The following is a 17,180-nucleotide window of genomic DNA, read 5'->3' as shown; positions in this document are numbered from 1 at the left end:
TGCTCCGGGTGGAGCAGCGGAACAACAACGCAGAGGAGAGTTGTCCACACATGGCGATGCAGCCCGGCAAGTCCGACCCGGTCGAGCACTCGGTCTACTACAGGGTGTCCGGCGAGGCGGATTTCATCGAGTCGGTCACTGCCGATGGCGACTACGAAGTCAGCTTCGACAGGGTCGCCACGCTCGCGCTGACACGGGACGCGGCGGAGAAGCTCCACCGGCTCCCCGGTGAGCGGATCCCGGAGCTGCGGCGGGCGACCGGCGGGATCAACGTCAGCTAGCCGGCAGGTCGACCCCCCCGAGGTCGGGCACGTGGCGTACCGTCTCACGCCGTGTCGAACCCCCGCACGACGGTGGTCGTGGTGACGTGGCGCGGCCGGGAGCACGTCACGGCCTGCCTCGACGCCCTCGCCCGGCAGCGTCCACATCGGACGCTCGTGCTGGACAACGCCTCCGACGACGGCACGGCCGGGCTGGTCGCGGCGCACCCGAGCCGCCCGGAGGTGCTGCGCCTGCCCGTCAACCGCGGTTACGCGGGCGGTCTGGCGGCGGCGTTGCCGGGGATCACCACGGAGTACGTGGCCTGGCTCAACGACGACGCGACGCCGGAGGACGGCTGGCTGGCGGCCTTGGAGGACGCCCTCGACGCCACGCCCGACGCGGCCGCCGCGTCCGCGACCCTGCTGCTGGCCGACGGCTCGACGCAGTCGGTCGGGGTCCGGCTCACCGCGGACGGGCACGGGGCGGACCTGGTGACGGCCGGGCGCGAGGTGTTCGGCTTCTGCGGCGGCGCGGCCCTGCTGCGGCGGGAGGCGCTGGTCCGCGCGGGTGGCGTGCCGGCGGCGTTCTTCTGCTACTACGAGGACACCGACACGGCGTGGCGGTTGCGGCTGGCGGGCCACCGGGTGCTGTCGGTCGGCGAGGCCCGCGTCCACCACCGGCACGGCGCGAGCACCGAACCCGGCTCCCGCCCGTTCCACCGCTGGAACGAGCGCAACCGGCTGCTGACGCTCCTGCGGTGCGCGCCGGCGCGCACCGCCCTGCGCGAGCTGGCCAGGTTCGCGGCGATCACGGCCCTGCTGCCGGTCCGGCGCACCCGGCCCGACGCGGCCAACTTCCACGTGCCGCTGCGCCTGCGGGTGCTGCTGGAGGTGCTGCTGAGGCTGCCGATCACGGCGATCCAGCGGTGGCGGATCGGCCGACGTGCGACAGTGGACCGGCGCGTGGTGTGGCGGGAGTGGGCGGGCCGGCAGGGCGGCGCCGGGTGGTCGGGCGGGCGCCGGTCCGAGGCGAGTGGCGTCGAGGAGAGGAGCACGGTGGCCGAGTACGTCGAGGTGCGCACGGAGGACGGCGAGCTGGTGCCGTTCGAGCTGGACGAGGAGTACGACGGCCCGGTGCGCGCGGGCCGCTGGAACCCGGTGGAACGCGCCGAGGAGACGTTGGAGAACGGCATCGAGCGGGCCAAGAAGGTGGCCCGGTCGGTGGCCGCGAAGATCGGCAGCATGCCGTCGCCGCGACCGGACAAGGTGGCCGTGGAGATCGGCCTCAAGGTCAGCTCCAGCGCGGCGCTGGCCATCGCCAAGTCCTCCGCCGAGGCGCACGTCAAGATCACCGTGGAGTGGCACCGGGAGAGCCTGCCCGCCGGTCCGCCGCCGGAGGACGAGGAGTCGAAGCCCGACCGGGACCCCGACGCCGGGGCGTAGGGCACGGTGACCGCACGCTGCGGAGCGTGATGAGGCAGAGTTAGCCCGTGGAGCAAGGGACCCTGCCTGACGTCTCGGTGGTCGTGGTCAACTACCGCGGCGCCGACGACACCACCACCTGCCTGCGCGCGTTGTTCGGCGACCTCGACTACCCGGCGGAAAAACTCCAGGTCATCGTGGTCGACAACGCCTCGGGGGACGGCAGCGCCGACCGCATCAGGGCCGCCGCGCCGAACGCGGAGGTGGTCGAAGCGCCGACCAACCTGGGGTTCGCGGGCGGCTGCAACCTGGGCGTGCGCAGCGCGCGCGGGTCGGTGGTCGCGTTCCTCAACAACGACGCCCGCCCGCACCCGCGGTGGCTGCGCGAGGCCGTGCGCGTGCTGCGGGCGGAGCCGACCGTCGGCGCGGTCGCGAGCAAGGTGCTGGACTGGGACGGCCGCGCGATCGACTTCGTCGACGGCGGCCTCACCTGGTTCGGCATGGGCTACAAGCGGCACGCGGGCGAGCCGGACGACGGCTCCCACGACGCGCCGCGCGACGTGCTGTTCGGCACCGGCTCGGCGCTCGTGGCGCGGACCTCGGTGTTCCGCGAGCTGGGCGGGTTCGACGAGCGCTTCTTCATGTTCTACGAGGACGTCGACCTCGGCTGGCGGATGAACCTGCGCGGCTGGCGCGTCCGGTACGTGCCGACCTCGCTGACCTACCACCGGCACCACGCGTCGATGTCCACCGTGGACACCAGTCGCGAGCTGTACCTGTTGGAGCGCAACGCCCTCGCCGCGCTCTACAAGAACTTCTCCGACGAGACCCTGGCCAAGGTGCTGCCCGCGGCCCTGGCCCTGGTCGTCCGCCGCGCCACCGCCCGCGGCGAGCTGGACGCCACCCAGCTGGAGATCACCCGCCGCCCGGCCGACCCCGCCGACGACCGCGCCCCCGTGCCCGTGCCGCGGCAGGCGCTGGCCGGGTTCCTCGCCGTCGACCGGTTCGTGGAGCTGCTGCCGTCGCTGGCCGAGTCGCGCCGGGCCGAGCAGGCCGCGCGCCGGGTGACCGACGCCGACCTGGTGCCGCTGATGCGCAAGGCCCTGGAGCCCGCCTACCCGCTGCCCCGCTACCTGGCCGCGCACGACGTGCTGGTCGAGGTGTTCGGGCTGGAGGAGGTGTTCGGCCGGCCGCGCCGGGTGCTGGTCGTCACCGGCGACGCGATCTCCGACCGGATGGCGGGCCCCGCGATCCGGGCGTGGCACATGGCCGACGTGCTGTCCGGCGAGCACGACGTCCGGCTGGTCACGACCAACGCCCGGTGCGAGCCGCCCGACGCGTCGTTCCCGGTGGGCCGCGCCGCGCCGCGCGAGCTGGTCGAGCACGCGAAGTGGGCCGACGTCATCGTGCTCCAGGGGCACGTGCTGGAGAACCTGGGCTTCCTCAAGGAGCCCGGCAACACCAAGATCGTCGTCTGCGACATCTACGACCCCATGCACCTGGAGCTGCTGGAGCAGGGCAAGGACTCCACCGACGAGCAGCGCGAGCTGGACCTCGTCGGCGTCACCCGGATCATCGACAACCAGCTCCGGCGCGGCGACTTCTTCCTGTGCGCCTCCGAGCGGCAGCGGCACTTCTGGCTCGGCCACCTCACCGCGATCGGCCGCCTCACGCCGTCGCTGTACGACAACGACCCGACCGTGCGCTCGCTGCTGGCCGAAGCGCCGTTCGGGCTGCCGGGCAAGCCGCCGCAGCGCACCGGGCCGGGGCTGCGCTCGACGCTGGGCATCGACGAGTCGGACCGGGTCGTGCTGTGGGCGGGCGGCGTCTACAGCTGGTTCGACCCGCTGACCCTGCTGCACGCGGTGGACCGGCTGCGGTCGCGGCGGTCGGACGTGCGGCTGGTGTTCCTGGGCATGAAGCACCCGAACCCCGAGGTGCCGGACATGGACATCGCCGGGCGGACCCGCGCGCTGGCCGAGCGGCTGGACCTCGTCGGCGAGCACGTGTTCTTCAACGAGACCTGGGTGCCCTACCACGACCGGCAGAACTGGCTGCTCGACGCGGACGCGGGCGTGACCACGCACTACGAGCACGTGGAGACGACCTTCGCGTTCCGGACCAGGGTGCTGGACTACCTGTGGGCCGGGCTGCCGATCGTGACCACCGACGGCGACTCGTTCGCCGACCTCGTGCGGCGCGAGGGGCTGGGCGTCGTGGTGCCGTCGGAGGACCCGGACGCGCTCGCCGACGCGTTGGAGAAGGTGCTGTACGACTCGGAGTTCGCGGCCGGGTGCGTGGCGCGCATCGACGCCGTGCGGGAGCGGTTCACCTGGGAGAACGTGCTCGCGCCGCTCACCGCGTTCTGCCGCAACCCGCGCCCGGCGGCCGACCGCCTGCCGGGCGCGTCGTCGCTGGTGCCGAACCGGCCGCTCGGGCGGCGGGAGAAGGTGCTGCGGGACGTGCGGCTGGTCCAGGAGTACCTCAACGCCGGCGGTGCGGGCGAGGTGGCCCGGCGGGCGACCGGCCGGGTGCTGAAGAAGTTGCGCGGCCGTGGCTAGGCCGTTGCGGGTGCTGATCGACGGCACCCCCCTGCTCGGGCAGCGGACCGGCATCGGCCGGTACACCGCGGCGCTGGCCGAGGAGCTGGCGTCGATGCTGGACGAGGTGGACGTGCGCGCGGTGGCGTTCACGTTGCGCGGCTGGCGCGCGTTGCGGACCGTGCTGCCGCACGACGTGGTGGCGCGCGGGCTGCCGGTGTCGGCGCGGCTGCTGCGGCAGTTCTGGTTGCGCGTGCCGTTCCCGCCGGTGGAGTCCCTGGCCGGGATCACCGACGTCATGCACGCGACCAACTTCGTCCTGCCGCCCGCGCTGCGTGCCGGTGGCGTGACCACCATCCACGACCTGGCGTTCCTGGACGCGCCCGGCGACCTGCCGCCGTCCGACCGGCGGCTGCCCGAGCTGGTGCGGCAGTCGGCCACGCGGGCGGACGTCGTGTGCACGCCGACGCGCGCCGTGGCCGAGGTGGTGGTGGAACGGCTCGGCGTGCCGGAGTCGAAGATCGTCGTGACGCCGCTGGGCGTGGACCCGGCCTGGTTCGCCGCCCGCCCGCCGTCGCCGGCCCTGCGCGCCCGGTTGGGCCTGCCCTCGGAGTACCTGCTGTTCGTCGGCGCGGGCGGGCCGCGCAAGGGCCTGGGCACGTTGCTGACCGCCCACGCCGCGCGCCCCTCCCTGCCGCCGCTGGTGCTGGCGGGGCCGCACACGGCCGGCTCGGACGACCGCGTGCTGCGGACCGGGTACCTCAACGACGTGGACCTGCGCAGCGTGGTGGCGGGTGCGGCGGCGTTGGTGATGCCGTCGCGCGACGAGGGGTTCGGGCTGCCGGTGCTGGAGGCGCTGGCGTGCAACGTGCCCGTGGTGTGCACCGACGTGCCCGCGTTGCGCGAGGTCGCCGGCGGCTACGCGACGCACGTGCCGGTCGGTGACGTGGAGGCGTTGGCCTCGGCCATGGCCCAGGCCGTGGAAACCCCGCCCACGCCCGCCGACCAGGTGGCGCGGCGGACGCACGCGGCCGGGTTCACGTGGCGGCGGACCGCGGAGGCGACGCTGTCGGCCTACCGGCGCGCCGCGCGGCGGTGACGGGTACCGAGGCGGACCGCGCGACGCCCCGCAGGCACTCGCCGTGGCACATGGCCCGGTGATCCGGACAATGGGGAGGTGGAACTCCTCGTGTCGCTCGCGCTCGGGTTCGGCGGCCTGGTCGTCGCCGTCACCGGTTACCTCGGCCTCACCGAACGATTGCCCCGCAACCGGTTCGCCGGGCTGCGCACGCCGTCCACGATGCGCAGCGAGACGGCGTTCCGGGTCGCCAACAAGGCGGCGGGCGCGCCGACGGTCGTCGGCGGGGTCATCGGCGTCCTCGGCGCGGCCGTGGCGTGGTTCATGCCGGGCGACGGCGCCCTGCTCGCCACCGTCGTCGTCACGTCGGTCGGCATGGTGCCGCCGATGATCGTCGGTGTGCTGCGGGGCACGAGCGCCGCGCGGGCGGTGGCGGACCGGGAGCGCTGATCCGCCGCCGGCGGTCAGGAGTGCCCGGGTTGCCGGTCGGACCGGACGGGCTTGAGGACGCTCCACGAGATCTGCCGTGATCCCGTCACGGCACAGACGCGACGCAAGAACCGCTGCCGCTCGCCTTCGAGGCGGGTGGCGGCAGCTTCAGGGGATCGCCCGATCGCGGACATGGCGGAAAGGTTCTCGCACGGTGCGATCGCAAAACCAGTGCGATAAACCGACTCCACCCCAACGGCCCAACCACCCCCTCGGGTGGTCACGCACCGCGTCCACTGCGATGATGCCGGCCATGAGCTTCACGGCTGTGTGGCCGACCACCGACGCGCGCGGCGTCGAGGCCGCCGACGAGATGACCGTCGACGCGCCGGAGGACGTGGACGCCCTCCTGCGCCGGCTCGCCGAGCCCGGCGCGGGCCCCGCCGTGATCGAGCACCAGGACCGCGAGCTGATCACCGACACCGAGGGCCTGCTGGGCGCGCCGGGGGCCACCAGGATCCCCGACCACGACGTCGCCGCCGCCGTCCACCAGGGGTACGGCTACCTGACCCACGCCGACCCGGACCACGACTACTCGACCCTGGCGGGCGACCCGGACTCCCCCGGGTACCGCTCCGAGTACGTCGACTACCCGGCCGGCGCCGGCGTCCCGGTGGCAGTCCTCGCGGCCGCGCTGAAGGAGTTCCTGGCCACCGGCGAACGCCCCGGCAACGTCACCTGGCAGCCCACCTAGCGCGTCGGCACGGCGTGCGACACCCAGACGTTCGGCTCCACGTACACGGCTACGTTCTGTGACGCCGCCACGTGCACCGGGGCCAGCGCACCGGGCACGACCACCGGCCGTCGCGGTCGAACGGCAGCCCGGTCCACGCGCGCCACCGGGCCAACGTCGCCTGCACGGTGGACGAGCACCACGCGATGCCCTCGACCCGGCCGCCGGCCCGCACGTGGGTGCGCAGCCACCGGTCGGCGGGCAGGCCGTCCGCCCGGGTACGCGCCGCGTACACGTCCATCGGCGTCCCCGGCTCGGCCGCCTTGTCCGGCGGCCGCAACGGCACCAGCAACGACGTCAACCCGGCCGCCGCCACGGCCGACCGCATCGCGGCCAGCACCTCCCCCGACAGCCCCCGCCCGTGGCACTCGGGGTGCACCGCGATCTCCAACGCGCACGCGGTGTCGGGCTCGGAACCGTCCATGGCGTCCTCGGCCGCCCACACCGCGACCTCGTCCCACCCGCCGTCGGGGAACCGGGGCCGCGCGTCGCGGGCCGCCGTGAAGCCGACCATGATCCCGCGCGCGACGGGCCGCTCGCCGTCCAGCAGCGCCACCACGAGGTGCGGCCACCGCTCGGCGACCCGACGTCCCCGCACGAGCAGGGACGCCAGGTCGCCCCGCATGAACCGCGGCGAGTCGGCCGGGTAGGGGATCGCGTACACCGCCTCGGCCAGGTCCGGCCGCGACGCGAGGGTGACCGCGCGCACCGCCCCGCTCAGGGCACGGCTCCCGCGGCGACCGCCGCCCGCAACGCCTCCCGCCAGTGCCGCAGCGGCGTCAGCCCGGCGTCCGCCCACGCCCGGCCGGACAGCACCGAGTACGCCGGGCGCGGCGCGGGGCGCGGGAAGTCGGCCGTGCCGCACGGGCGGACCCGTTCGGGGTCCAGGCCCAGCTCCGCGAAGATCGCGCGGGCGAAACCGCACCACGTGGTCTCGCCGCCGCCGGTCGCGTGCAGCACCCGCGGCGGCGTGCCGCCCGAGGCCACCGCGGCCGCCAGCTCCACCAGGCCGTGCGCCAGGTCGAGCGACCACGTCGGCGAGCCGACCTGGTCGTCCACAACGGACAGCGTGTCGTTGGCGGCCGCCAGGCGCGCCATGGTCTTCACGAAGTTGCCGCCGTGCTCGCCGTAGACCCACGCCGTGCGGACCACCCACGCGCGGGCGGCGGTGGACAGCACGCGTTCCTCGCCGGCGAGCTTGGTCCGCCCGTAGACCGACCGCGGGCCGGTCGGGTCGGTCGGCTCGTACGGCCGGTCGCCGTCGCCGGGGAAGACGTAGTCGGTCGACACGTGCAGCAGCGGCACGTCGTGCTCGTGGCAGCTCGCCGCCAGGTGGCCCGGCCCGACCGCGTTGACCTCGAACGCCCGGTCGGCGTCGGTCTCCGCGGCGTCCACCGCCGTGTACGCGGCCGCGTTCACGACCACCGGCCGCAGCCCCGCGTCACGCGCGCTCGCCGCGAACACGGCCACCGCGTCCGCCACCACCGCCGCGTCGGTCAGGTCCAGCTCCGCCGACGACGGCGCGTGCACCAACCCGTCACCGGGCGTCGCCGCCACCACGTCCTGCCCGAGCTGGCCGCGGCCGCCGGGCACCAGGAGTGCGAGGGCCATCAGCCGGCCAGGGCCGCGCGCTGCTTGAGCGGCTCCCACCAGGCCCGGTTGTCCCGGTACCACCGGACGGTGGCGGCCAGGCCCTCGTCGAAGTCGACGCGCGGCGCGTACCCCAGCTCGGTGCTGATCTTGGTGATGTCCACCGAGTAGCGGCGGTCGTGCCCCTTGCGGTCCGTGACGGGTTCCACGGACGACTCCCAGTCACGCCCGGTGGCCGCGAGCAGGCGCTCGGTCAGCTCCCGGTTGGTCAGCTCGGTGCCGCCGCCGATGTTGTAGATCTCCCCGCCGCGACCGCCCTCCAGCACGAGCTGGATGCCCCGGCAGTGGTCGTCCACGTGCAGCCAGTCGCGGACGTTGAGCCCGTCGCCGTACAGCGGCACCTTCTTCCCGTCCACCAGGTTGGTGACGAACAGCGGTATGACCTTCTCCGGGAACTGGTACGGACCGTAGTTGTTCGAGCACCGGGTGATGGACACCGGCAACCCGTGCGTGCGGAAGAACGACCGCGCCAGCAGGTCCGAGGACGCCTTGGACGCCGAGTACGGCGAGTTCGGCTCCAGGACGTGGTCCTCGGTCCACGAGCCCTCGTCGATCGAGCCGTACACCTCGTCGGTGGACACGTGCACGAACTTGGCCACCCCGGCCTCCAGCGCGCCCTGGAGCAGCACCTGGGTGCCCAGCACGTTGGTCAGCACGAAGTCGGCCGACCCGGAGATCGAACGGTCCACATGCGACTCGGCGGCGAAGTGCACCACCACGTCCACCCGGCGCATCACGTCGGCGACCAGCTCGCGGTCGCAGATGTCGCCCCGGACGAAGGTCAGCCGGGGGTCGTCCGCCACCGGCGCGAGGTTCGCCTCGTTGCCGGCGTAGGTGAGCTTGTCCAGCACCACCACCTCGGCGTCGGCGTAGGCCGGGTACGCGCCGCCCACCAGCTCCCGCACGTAGTGCGAGCCGATGAACCCGGCTCCTCCCGTTACCAGTACCCGCATGCTCAGCGCCCTCCCTGACGGTGTTGCCCACGGCAGTCTGTCACGAGGCCCGTCTGTGTAACCCACCTCGTTGTTACAGCGTCTCCCGTATAAGAGGAGTGTCGGCGCGGTCGGCCGCCTGACGGCTAATCTCGACCAGGGGCGCCTGAGCACACGGGGGAGGCAGGCAGTGGACTCCAGTCCGCCCGGAACAGCCGGTGGATCGGCTGCTCTGCGTGCAGTGGCGCTCACGGCGCGTTCACTGCTGGCGCTGCTGTCGGCGGCTGTGCTCGTCGTCACGTGGTACGGCTGGTACTACCTCAGCGACATCGACGAGGACATCACCACCACCGACGTGATCCCGTCCTCGGTCACCCAGGACGCCAACGGGGTGGCGCGCAAGCCGCTGGACGGCGCGATCGACATCCTGCTGGTGGGCGTCGACAGCCGCACCGACGCGCAGGGCAACCCGCTGTCCGACGAGGTGCTGGCGCTGCTCAACGGCGGTGTGGCGGACGGCACCATGAACACCGACACGATGATCCTGGTGCACATCCCCCAGGACGGCACGCGCGCGGTGGCCATCTCGTTCCCGCGCGACGCGTACGTGGAGATCGCGGACGGGTTCGGCAAGCACAAGCTCAACTCGGCGCTGGCCCGGCAGAAGAACGAGACCGCGCAGCGGCTGCGCGAGCAGGGCGTGACCGACGAGGCGCGCATCGAGCTGGAGTCGACGCTCGCGGGCCGGCGGACGCTGCGCAAGACCATCGAGCAGCTCACCGGCGGCGCGATCGTGGTCGACCGGTACGCCGAGGTCAACCTGGCCAGCTTCTACGAGGTCACGAAGGCCCTCGGCGGCGTGGAGGTGTGCCTGAACCAGGCCACCCGCGACCGCGACTCGGGCGCGGACTTCCCGGCCGGCCGGCAGACGATCGAGGGCGCGAAGGCGCTGTCGTTCGTGCGGCAGCGCAACGGGCTGCCCGGCGGCGACCTGGACCGGATCGTGCGGCAGCAGGTGTTCATCGGCGCGCTGGCCCGCAAGGTGCTGTCCACCGGCACGCTGACCGACTTCCAGCGGCTGGAGGAGCTGGTGACGGCGGTCAAGAAGTCGGTCGTGCTGAGCGAGGGGTGGAACATCACCACGTTCGCCGAGCAGATGCGCGGCCTGGTCGGCGGCAACATCCAGTTCCGCACCATCCCGGTGGGCGAACCGACGGACACGTGGACCGACGGCAACGTGCTGCCGGTCGACCCGGCGCGGGTGCGCGAGTTCATCAAGGGCCTGGCGACCGACGAGGACCCGTCGAAGGCCCCGGTCACGACCACCACCCCGGCCGGGCCGCCGAACTCGCAGATCACCGTCAACGTCTACAACGCGGCCGGGGTGAACCGGCTGGCCGCCACCGTGCTCGACACGTTGGCCGCGAAGGGGTTCGCGCGGGGCTCCGCCGCCTCGGCGGCGTACGCCGACACGACGACCGTGCGGCACGCGCCGGGCGAGCGGGCGAGCGCCGAAAAGGTGATCCACGCCCTGGGCGGTAACGCCGAGGCCGTCGAGGACGACTCCGTGCCCGGGGGGCAGGTTCTGGTGTTCGCCGGCGCCGACTACGCGCCGCCGGACCAGTCGGACCCGGCGTCCGCGGACGTCACCGGGACGCGGATCACGCCCACCACCAGCTCCACCCCGCCGATCACGGCCGACGGCGTGGTCTGCGTGAACTGAAACACCCACCTCCTGGTGAACCCGGGCGTCCGACCGGCCGAAGGTGGTTAGCCTGGACGGACACCCACCAGTAGGAGGAATCGCCGGTGAAGGCTGCGGTGATCGCGGGACGCGCTCTCGTCGCGCTGCTGTCCGCGGCCGTCCTGGCGGCGGCCGGGTACGGCTGGTCGACGCTGAAGCGCGTGCAGGAGAGCGTGAACACGACCGACGTGCTGACCGTGCTGTCGGACGTGCCGAACGCGCCGCCCGCCAACGACGGCGCGACCGACATCCTGCTCGTGGGCAGCGACAGCCGCACGGACGCCCAGGGCGTGGCGCTGCCGGAGCACGTGCTGCGGCAGTTGCGCACCGAGGCGACGGACACGGTCAACACGGACACGATCATCGTGATGCGGGTGCCGCACGACGGGAGCAAGGCGCACGCCGTCTCGATCCCGCGGGACACCTACGTGCCGATCCCGGACATCGGCGAGGAGAAGATCAACTCCGCGTACGGGGTGACGAAGTACCGCACGATGGAGCGGCTGGCCGCGGAGGGCGTGGCCGACCTGGCCGAGCGGTCGAAGCTGGGCGACCAGGCGGGCCGGCGGGCGTTGGTGCAGGTGGTGCAGGACCTGACCGGCGTGCGGGTGGACCACTACGCGGAGATCAACCTGTACGGGTTCTACCTGCTCACCGAGGTGATCGGCGGGGTGGACGTGTGCCTGAGGCAGGCCACGTCGGACCCGGACTCGGGCGCGGACTTCCGCGCGGGCGTGCAGTCGATCTCGGGCGGTGACGCGTTGGCGTTCGTGCGGCAGCGCAAGGGCATCCCGGGCGGCGACCTCGGGCGGATCACGCGGCAGCAGGTGTTCATGTCGGCGGCGATGTCGAAGCTGCTGTCGGCGGGGACGCTCGCCGACCCGTCGCGGATGTCCGGGCTGCTGGACGCGGTGAGCAAGTCGATCGTGGTGGACGAGAAGCTGGACCTGGCGACGTTCGCGAACCAGGCGCGCGGGCTGGCGGGCGGCAACGTCGAGTTCGCGACCATCCCGGTGACCGGCGTGGGCGCGCGCAACGAGCGCGGCCAGAGCATCGTCACCGTGGACCCGGCCGAGGTGAAGGCCTTCGTCACCCGCCTCCTGGGCGACAAAACCCCCACCCCCACTCCGTCTCCCACCCCCACCTCCACCTCACCCAATCGCCTAACCTCCCCCCACCTCCTCACCCTGGACGGCCCCCGCCACCGCGCCGCCGCCCAACCAACCCCACCCTGCATCGACTAACCAACCACGCGTGTCCTACATCCAGAACGCGCGTGTCCTACGTTCGGAACGCGCGTGTCCTACGTTCGCGTACCCCGAGTTGAACGCTCAGGACGGCGGGCCGTGTTCTGAACGTTCAACTCGGGTGTTCCGGACGTAGGACACGCGCGACGCGAACGTAGGACACGCGCGGTTGTGAGGGGTGGGGGCGGCAAGGTGGGGTGGGAGCGTGGCAAGGTTGGCGGCATGACCGTCACGGATGCGCTGTTCGCGCCGCTGTTCGCGGCGAACCCCGGCCGGCCCCTCATCACGCACTACGACGACGCGGCGGGCACCCGGGTCGAGCTGTCGCGGGCCACCGTCCGGAACTGGGCGGCCAAGACGGCGAACTGGCTGCGTGACGAGCACGACGTCGAGCCGGGCGACCCGGTCGCCGTGCTGCTGCCCGCGCACTGGCAGACGGCCGGCGTGCTGCTGGGCGCGTGGTGGTGCGGCGCGGCGGTCACCAACGACCCGACGGGCGCGAAGGTGGCGGTCGTGGCGCCCGGCGGCGAGGCCCCCGGAGCCGTCGTCACGGCCGTCGCGTCGTTGCACCCCATGGGCCTGGGCAGCGGCGCGCCCGTGGACTACAACGACGACGTGCGCGTGTTCGGCGACGACTTCGCGCCCTGGGAGCCGGTCCCCGGCGACACCCCGGCCCTGTTGCGGTCCACAGTGGACGAGGTGGTCGAGGAGGCGCACCAGCGGGCGGCCACGCTGGGCATCACGACCGCGTCGCGCGTGCTGTCCACTGTGGAGTGGACGCTGCCGGACGGGCTCCTGAACGGCTTCCTGGCCGTGCTGGCGGGCGGCGGTTCGCTGGTCCAGTGCAGCAACGCCGCACCGGACCTGCTGGCCGCGCGCCGCGCCGGCGAGCAGACGACCCTGGACCTGGTCGGCTGACGCGAGCCGTCACCCGGGCTGTTCGACCCTGCGCCGGGCGACCAGCCGCGCCACGGACAGCGACCCGCCGTTGAACCCGACCGCGAGCGCCGCCGCGCCGAGCACCAGCACCAGCTCGTAGCCGCCCTGGCCCAGCAGGCCGTTCGGCAGGTGCACGAGGAGCAGCGCGCCGAGCATGTCCACGGCCAGCAGCACGCCGACCACCGGCGTCGCCACGCCGAGGACGAGCAGCGCGCCGCCGGCGAGTTCGACGACCGCGGCGAACCAGGCGGACACCGTCGGCAGCGGCACGCCCATGCCCGCGAAGGCGGTGGCCGTGTTGCCGAGCCCCCACTCGGCCACCTTCTGCCACCCGTGGGCGATGAAGACCACTCCCACGCCGAGGCGGCCGATGAGCGCTGCCACGTCCTTGAGCATTGCGTTCCCCTTCGTGTGGACGACCCGTCGTCCCCGAAGTTATATGAAGTTTCAACGACTTCCCGTCGCACGACGACCGTTGACAGCGACTCGACAGGCGCGTAGAAAACCAATCAGTTAGATAACCGATCGGTTAGGTACACATGGCGGACGACCCCCTGAGCACGACCTTCGCGGCGCTGGCCGACCCGACGCGGCGGGCCATCCTGGCCCGGCTGGCCGACGGCGCGGCGACCGTGAAGGAACTCTCCGAGCCGTTCGCGATGAGCGGCCCGGCGGTCTCCAAGCACCTGCGGGTGCTGGAGCGGGCGGGGCTCATCACCCGTGGCCGGGACGCGCAGTGGCGGCCGTGCGCGCTCGACGCGACGCCGCTGCGCGAGGTGGCCGAGTGGGCCGACGGCTTCCGCCGGTTCTGGGACGACAGCCACCGCCGCCTGGACGCCTACCTGGAGACCATGAAGGAGCAGGACCGTGACGACTGACACGACCACGCGGTGGACCACGCCGTCCGCCGTCGAGGTGGCCCTCACCAGGACGTTCGACGCGCCGCAACGGCTGGTGTTCGAGGCGTTCACCAAGCCCGAGCACGTCGCGCGCTGGATGCTCGGCCCGGACGGCTGGACCATGCCGGTGTGCGAGATCGACCTGCGGCCGGGCGGGCGCTGGCACATGGTGTGGCGGCGGGAGGACGGCGGCGAGATGGCGATGTCCGGCGAGTACCGCGAGGTCACGCCCTGGTCGAGGACCGTGCAGACCGAGTCGTGGGGACCGGGGTGGCCGGCCACGGTCAACACCACCGAGTTCATCGCCGACGGCGACCGCACGACCGTCGTGCAGACGATGCGGTACCCGTCCCAGGCCGACCGCGACCGCGCGCTGGGGACCGGGATGAAGGACGGGGCCGACGTCAGCTACGAGCGGCTGGCCGCGTACCTCGCGACGGCGGGCTGAGCGCCGGGCGTCCGTTCGGCGGCAACGCGCGCGGATCGGGTTTGGTCGCCGCGCGGCGGGGTTATGGAGCGGGTTGACCTTCGTCGCGGGACCGTGAACCGGATCGGTGGACATGCTGAGTTCGTACCTGGAGTCCGTGCGGACGGGCTTCGCGGCGTTCGTGGGCGTCGGCGTGCTGGTCCTGCTGCCGCTGGTGGTCCTGCACTATTACCGGTTCGGGCGGGTGGAACCGCGGCGGGCGGTGGTCCTGTACGGGCTGCTGGCGTACGGGCTGGTCGCGTCGGCGTTGATCTTCCTGCCGTTCCCGACGGCGCTGGTGTGCGACGGCGAGGACATGCTGTCCACCACGCCGTTCCGGTGGGTGACGGACATGCGCAACAACCTGACGGCCAACGGCCGGTCCGGGGTCGGGGCCGTGGTCACGTCGACCGTGTTCCTCCAGCAGGCGTTCAACGTCGCCCTGTTCGTGCCGCTGGGCGTGGTGCTGCGCAAGGCGTACGGCCGCGGGCCGCTCGCCGTGATCGCGATCGGGCTCGGCGTCTCGCTGGCCGTCGAGGTGGTGCAGTACACGGGGAACCTGGGCGCGTACCCGTGCCCGTACCGCACCGCCGACGTGGACGACCTGATCTCCAACACCGCCGGCGCGCTGGTGGGGTGGATGGTCGCGCCGGTGGCGCTGGTCGTGCCGACCGTGCCGCACCCGGACGCGTCGGCCGCCCCGCCGGGCACGGTGACCCTGCCGCGCCGGCTGCTCGCCCTCCTGGCGGACGTCGTCCTGCTGATCGCGGTCGCGCACCTGGTCTTCGACGACAACCCCTGGTGGGTCGTGGCACTGGCCGTCGTGATGCGCGTGCTCCTGCCGTCCGTGACCGACGGCCGGACCCCCGGCGGGTGGCTGCTGCGGTACCACCTGCGCCGTGCCGACGGCGCCCGCGCCACCCCGCCGCGGATCGCGTTGCGGGAGCTGCTGGGCCTCACGGGCCTGATCGCGTACACCGCCCTGGCCCCGTCCGCGTGGTGGTTCGCCCTGGACCTGGGCGTCCTGGCGTTCTTCGCGCTGGGGGCCTTCGTGGTCCCGGCCTTCCGCCGCGACCAACGCGGGTGGCCGGACCTGGTCGCCGGCACCCGCGCCGTCCCCGCGACACCGCCCGGTGGCCACCCGACCGGCCGCGGCGTCCCAGTGATCCGGGCAACCCCACCGCCGGGAGGAACGCAGTGAGGATCATCCGCTCATCCGTCGCGCTGGCCGCCGTCGCCGCGCTGGCCGCCTGCTCGCCGACCCCGACCACCCCGGGCCCGACCATCGCCGTCACCCCCGCGACGGAACCCGCCGCGCCGACCGAACCACCGGCCACCGCCGCCGGGACGTGCACGGTCCCCGACGTCGTCGGCATGGTCCACCAGGCCGCCCAGGACACCCTGCAGGCCGCCGGGTTCTTCAAGCTGCGCGAGGAGGACGCCACCGGCCAGGGCCGACTGCTGGTGGTCGACCGGAACTGGACCACCACCGCGCAGAGCGTGCCCGCGGGTCAGGTCGTGGACTGCGACACCGAGATCCTGCTGTCGGCGAAGAAGACGGGCGAGTAGCCGTCCCGGCGGGCGGCCCCGCGCACACCGGGCCGCCCCCGGCTTCAGCCGTTGAGCAGGGCGCGCGACATGACCACGCGCTGGATCTGGTTCGTGCCCTCGTAGATCTGGGTGATCTTCGCGTCGCGCATCATGCGCTCCACCGGGAAGTCGCGCGTGTAGCCGGCGCCGCCGAAGAGCTGCACGGCGTCCGTCGTCACCTGCATCGCCACGTCGGACGCGAAGCACTTGGCCGCCGCGGTGATGAAGCCGATGTTCGGCTCGCCCCGCTCGGCCTTCGCGGCGGCGACGTAGACCATGTGGCGGGCCGCTTCGATCTTCATGGCCATGTCCGCGAGCATGAACTGGACGCCCTGGAACTCGGCGATCGCCTTGCCGAACTGCTTGCGGTCCTTGACGTAGGCCACGGCGGCTTCCAGCGCGCCCTGGGCGATGCCCACGGCCTGCGCGCCGATGGTCGGACGCGTGTGGTCCAGCGTGCGCAGCGCCGTCTTCAGCCCGGTGCCGGGCTCGCCGATGATGCGGTCCTCGGGGATCGTGCAGTCCTCGAAGTGGATCTCGCGCGTGGGCGAGCCCTTGATGCCGAGCTTGCGCTCCTTCGTGCCCACGACGAAACCCGGGTCGTCCTTGTGCACGACGAACGCCGAGATGCCCTGCGACTTCTTCGGCGCGTCGGGGTCGGTCACGGCCATCACCGTGTACCAAGTGGACTCGCCCGCGTTGGTGATCCAGCACTTCGTGCCGTTGAGCACCCAGTGGTCGCCGTCGAGCCTGGCCCGCGTCCGCATCGACGCCGTGTCGGAGCCGGCCTCGCGCTCGGACAGCGCGTACGACGCCATCGCCTCGCCGGACGCGACGCTCGGCAGCACCTGCCGCTTCAGCTCCTCCGACGCCGAGAGCAGGATGGGCATGGTCCCGAGCTTGTTCACCGCCGGGATCAAGGACGACGACGCGCACGCGCGCGCCACCTCCTCGATCACGATGCACGTCGCCACCGAGTCGGCGCCCTGACCGTCGTACTCCTCCGGCACGTGCACGGCCGCGAAACCCGACTTGACCAGCGCGTTCAACGCCTCGACCGGGAAGCGCTCGCGCTCGTCCACGTCGGCGGCGTGCGGGGCGATCTCCTTGTCGGCGAGCGCCCGGACCGCCTCGCGCAGTGCCTCGTGCTCCTCGGCGAGCTGGTAGGTACCGAAGCTCGGGTCCACGTTG

General features: G+C 73.0%; 18 protein-coding genes and 1 pseudogene. 14 read left to right on the top strand and 5 right to left on the bottom strand.

All coding sequences use genetic code 11. The features are described 5' to 3' along the window. Window positions 1-50 precede the first annotated feature (50 nt). The 7 genes and pseudogenes from ACWEFJ_RS14565 to ACWEFJ_RS14535 all read left to right on the top strand — a co-directional run bounded on the left by ACWEFJ_RS14565 (window position 51) and on the right by ACWEFJ_RS14535 (window position 6,483). Window positions 51-281, top strand: a complete 231-nt coding sequence (locus tag ACWEFJ_RS14565) for a hypothetical protein (RefSeq protein WP_449714002.1) — start codon at window positions 51-53, stop codon at window positions 279-281. A gap of 72 nt (window positions 282-353) precedes the next feature. Beyond that, window positions 354-1,250: pseudogene (locus tag ACWEFJ_RS14560) on the top strand (glycosyltransferase family 2 protein); the annotation flags it as partial. Further along, on the top strand, window positions 1,224-1,703 hold the full coding sequence (locus ACWEFJ_RS14555; RefSeq protein WP_449714019.1) for a CU044_2847 family protein: 480 nt from the start codon (window positions 1,224-1,226) through the stop codon (window positions 1,701-1,703). The pseudogene ACWEFJ_RS14560 and the gene ACWEFJ_RS14555, both read left to right, overlap by 27 nt. A 47-nt stretch (window positions 1,704-1,750) precedes the next feature. Then, window positions 1,751-4,243, top strand: coding sequence for a glycosyltransferase (locus tag ACWEFJ_RS14550; protein ID WP_449714001.1), 2,493 nt, complete (start codon window positions 1,751-1,753; stop codon window positions 4,241-4,243). Beyond that, window positions 4,236-5,321, top strand: coding sequence for a glycosyltransferase family 4 protein (locus ACWEFJ_RS14545; protein WP_449714000.1), 1,086 nt, complete (start codon window positions 4,236-4,238; stop codon window positions 5,319-5,321). The genes ACWEFJ_RS14550 and ACWEFJ_RS14545 overlap by 8 nt, the downstream gene beginning before the upstream one ends. 78 nt (window positions 5,322-5,399) lie before the next feature. Then, window positions 5,400-5,750, top strand: a complete 351-nt coding sequence (locus ACWEFJ_RS14540) for an SdpI family protein (RefSeq protein WP_378088382.1) — start codon at window positions 5,400-5,402, stop codon at window positions 5,748-5,750. A 292-nt stretch (window positions 5,751-6,042) separates the two neighbouring features. Beyond that, entirely contained in the window at window positions 6,043-6,483 is a 441-nt protein-coding gene (locus ACWEFJ_RS14535; RefSeq protein WP_449713999.1) for an Imm1 family immunity protein, read from the top strand. 49 nt (window positions 6,484-6,532) lie between these two features. On the opposite strand, the gene ACWEFJ_RS14530 is transcribed toward ACWEFJ_RS14535, so the two are convergent. Genes ACWEFJ_RS14530 through rfbB form a run of 3 tightly spaced genes read right to left on the bottom strand, consistent with a single transcriptional unit; the run spans window position 6,533 to window position 9,125 of the window. Then, the gene (locus ACWEFJ_RS14530) at window positions 6,533-7,231 is read right to left on the bottom strand and encodes a hypothetical protein (protein ID WP_449713998.1); all 699 of its coding nucleotides are present in this window, start codon (window positions 7,229-7,231) and stop codon (window positions 6,533-6,535) included. An 8-nt stretch (window positions 7,232-7,239) separates the two neighbouring features. Then, on the bottom strand, window positions 7,240-8,133 hold the full coding sequence (rfbD, locus tag ACWEFJ_RS14525) for a dTDP-4-dehydrorhamnose reductase (RefSeq protein WP_449713997.1): 894 nt from the start codon (window positions 8,131-8,133) through the stop codon (window positions 7,240-7,242). Further along, the gene (gene rfbB / locus ACWEFJ_RS14520) at window positions 8,133-9,125 is read right to left on the bottom strand and encodes a dTDP-glucose 4,6-dehydratase (protein WP_378088390.1); all 993 of its coding nucleotides are present in this window, start codon (window positions 9,123-9,125) and stop codon (window positions 8,133-8,135) included. The genes rfbD and rfbB overlap by 1 nt, the downstream gene beginning before the upstream one ends. A gap of 220 nt (window positions 9,126-9,345) precedes the next feature. Here rfbB and ACWEFJ_RS14515 point away from each other — a divergent pair, with 220 nt between their 5' ends. The 3 genes from ACWEFJ_RS14515 to ACWEFJ_RS14505 all read left to right on the top strand — a co-directional run bounded on the left by ACWEFJ_RS14515 (window position 9,346) and on the right by ACWEFJ_RS14505 (window position 13,013). Beyond that, window positions 9,346-10,827, top strand: coding sequence for an LCP family protein (locus tag ACWEFJ_RS14515; protein WP_378088392.1), 1,482 nt, complete (start codon window positions 9,346-9,348; stop codon window positions 10,825-10,827). Between the two features lie 86 nt (window positions 10,828-10,913). After that, entirely contained in the window at window positions 10,914-12,092 is a 1,179-nt protein-coding gene (locus tag ACWEFJ_RS14510; protein ID WP_449713996.1) for an LCP family protein, read from the top strand. Window positions 12,093-12,317: 225 nt separating this feature from the next. Next, complete coding sequence (locus tag ACWEFJ_RS14505; protein ID WP_449713995.1) at window positions 12,318-13,013, top strand: TIGR03089 family protein; 696 nt, start codon at window positions 12,318-12,320, stop codon at window positions 13,011-13,013. Between the two features lie 9 nt (window positions 13,014-13,022). On the opposite strand, the gene ACWEFJ_RS14500 is transcribed toward ACWEFJ_RS14505, so the two are convergent. Further along, a complete protein-coding gene (locus tag ACWEFJ_RS14500; RefSeq protein WP_378088398.1) occupies window positions 13,023-13,430 on the bottom strand; it encodes a DoxX family protein in 408 nt (135 codons plus the stop codon). A 143-nt stretch (window positions 13,431-13,573) separates the two neighbouring features. Here ACWEFJ_RS14500 and ACWEFJ_RS14495 point away from each other — a divergent pair, with 143 nt between their 5' ends. The 4 genes from ACWEFJ_RS14495 to ACWEFJ_RS14480 all read left to right on the top strand — a co-directional run bounded on the left by ACWEFJ_RS14495 (window position 13,574) and on the right by ACWEFJ_RS14480 (window position 15,968). Then, complete coding sequence (locus ACWEFJ_RS14495; RefSeq protein WP_378088400.1) at window positions 13,574-13,912, top strand: ArsR/SmtB family transcription factor; 339 nt, start codon at window positions 13,574-13,576, stop codon at window positions 13,910-13,912. Then, entirely contained in the window at window positions 13,902-14,381 is a 480-nt protein-coding gene (locus ACWEFJ_RS14490; RefSeq protein WP_378088402.1) for an SRPBCC family protein, read from the top strand. The genes ACWEFJ_RS14495 and ACWEFJ_RS14490 overlap by 11 nt, the downstream gene beginning before the upstream one ends. A 112-nt stretch (window positions 14,382-14,493) precedes the next feature. Continuing rightward, window positions 14,494-15,600 carry a VanZ family protein gene (locus ACWEFJ_RS14485; RefSeq protein WP_378088404.1) on the top strand — a complete coding sequence of 369 codons (1,107 nt, stop codon included), beginning with the start codon at window positions 14,494-14,496 and terminating at the stop codon, window positions 15,598-15,600. Continuing rightward, the gene (locus tag ACWEFJ_RS14480) at window positions 15,597-15,968 is read left to right on the top strand and encodes a PASTA domain-containing protein (RefSeq protein ID WP_378088406.1); all 372 of its coding nucleotides are present in this window, start codon (window positions 15,597-15,599) and stop codon (window positions 15,966-15,968) included. The genes ACWEFJ_RS14485 and ACWEFJ_RS14480 overlap by 4 nt, the downstream gene beginning before the upstream one ends. A 44-nt stretch (window positions 15,969-16,012) precedes the next feature. Here ACWEFJ_RS14480 and ACWEFJ_RS14475 read toward each other — a convergent pair whose 3' ends face one another. Further along, window positions 16,013-17,176: an acyl-CoA dehydrogenase gene (locus ACWEFJ_RS14475; protein ID WP_449713994.1), complete on the bottom strand. Its 1,164-nt coding sequence runs from the start codon at window positions 17,174-17,176 to the stop codon at window positions 16,013-16,015. Window positions 17,177-17,180: the final 4 nt, after the last annotated feature.

The sequence above is a fragment of the Actinosynnema sp. NPDC004786 genome (genome assembly GCF_053601135.1).
Note: the sequence above shows the minus strand (reverse complement) of the source record. Positions and strands in the feature narration are given on the sequence as shown.

Bases quoted from the DNA above. Each gene is read 5' to 3' on its own strand.
- ACWEFJ_RS14565 (WP_449714002.1), top strand. From the start codon at position 51: ATGGCGATGCAGCCCGGCAAGTCCGACCCGGTCGAGCACTCGGTCTAC.
- ACWEFJ_RS14535 (WP_449713999.1), top strand. From the start codon at position 6,043: ATGAGCTTCACGGCTGTGTGGCCGACCACCGACGCGCGCGGCGTCGAG.
- rfbD (WP_449713997.1), bottom strand. From the start codon at position 8,133: ATGGCCCTCGCACTCCTGGTGCCCGGCGGCCGCGGCCAGCTCGGGCAG.
- rfbB (WP_378088390.1), bottom strand. From the start codon at position 9,125: ATGCGGGTACTGGTAACGGGAGGAGCCGGGTTCATCGGCTCGCACTAC.
- ACWEFJ_RS14505 (WP_449713995.1), top strand. From the start codon at position 12,318: ATGACCGTCACGGATGCGCTGTTCGCGCCGCTGTTCGCGGCGAACCCC.
- ACWEFJ_RS14500 (WP_378088398.1), bottom strand. From the start codon at position 13,430: ATGCTCAAGGACGTGGCAGCGCTCATCGGCCGCCTCGGCGTGGGAGTG.
- ACWEFJ_RS14495 (WP_378088400.1), top strand. From the start codon at position 13,574: ATGGCGGACGACCCCCTGAGCACGACCTTCGCGGCGCTGGCCGACCCG.
- ACWEFJ_RS14485 (WP_378088404.1), top strand. From the start codon at position 14,494: ATGCTGAGTTCGTACCTGGAGTCCGTGCGGACGGGCTTCGCGGCGTTC.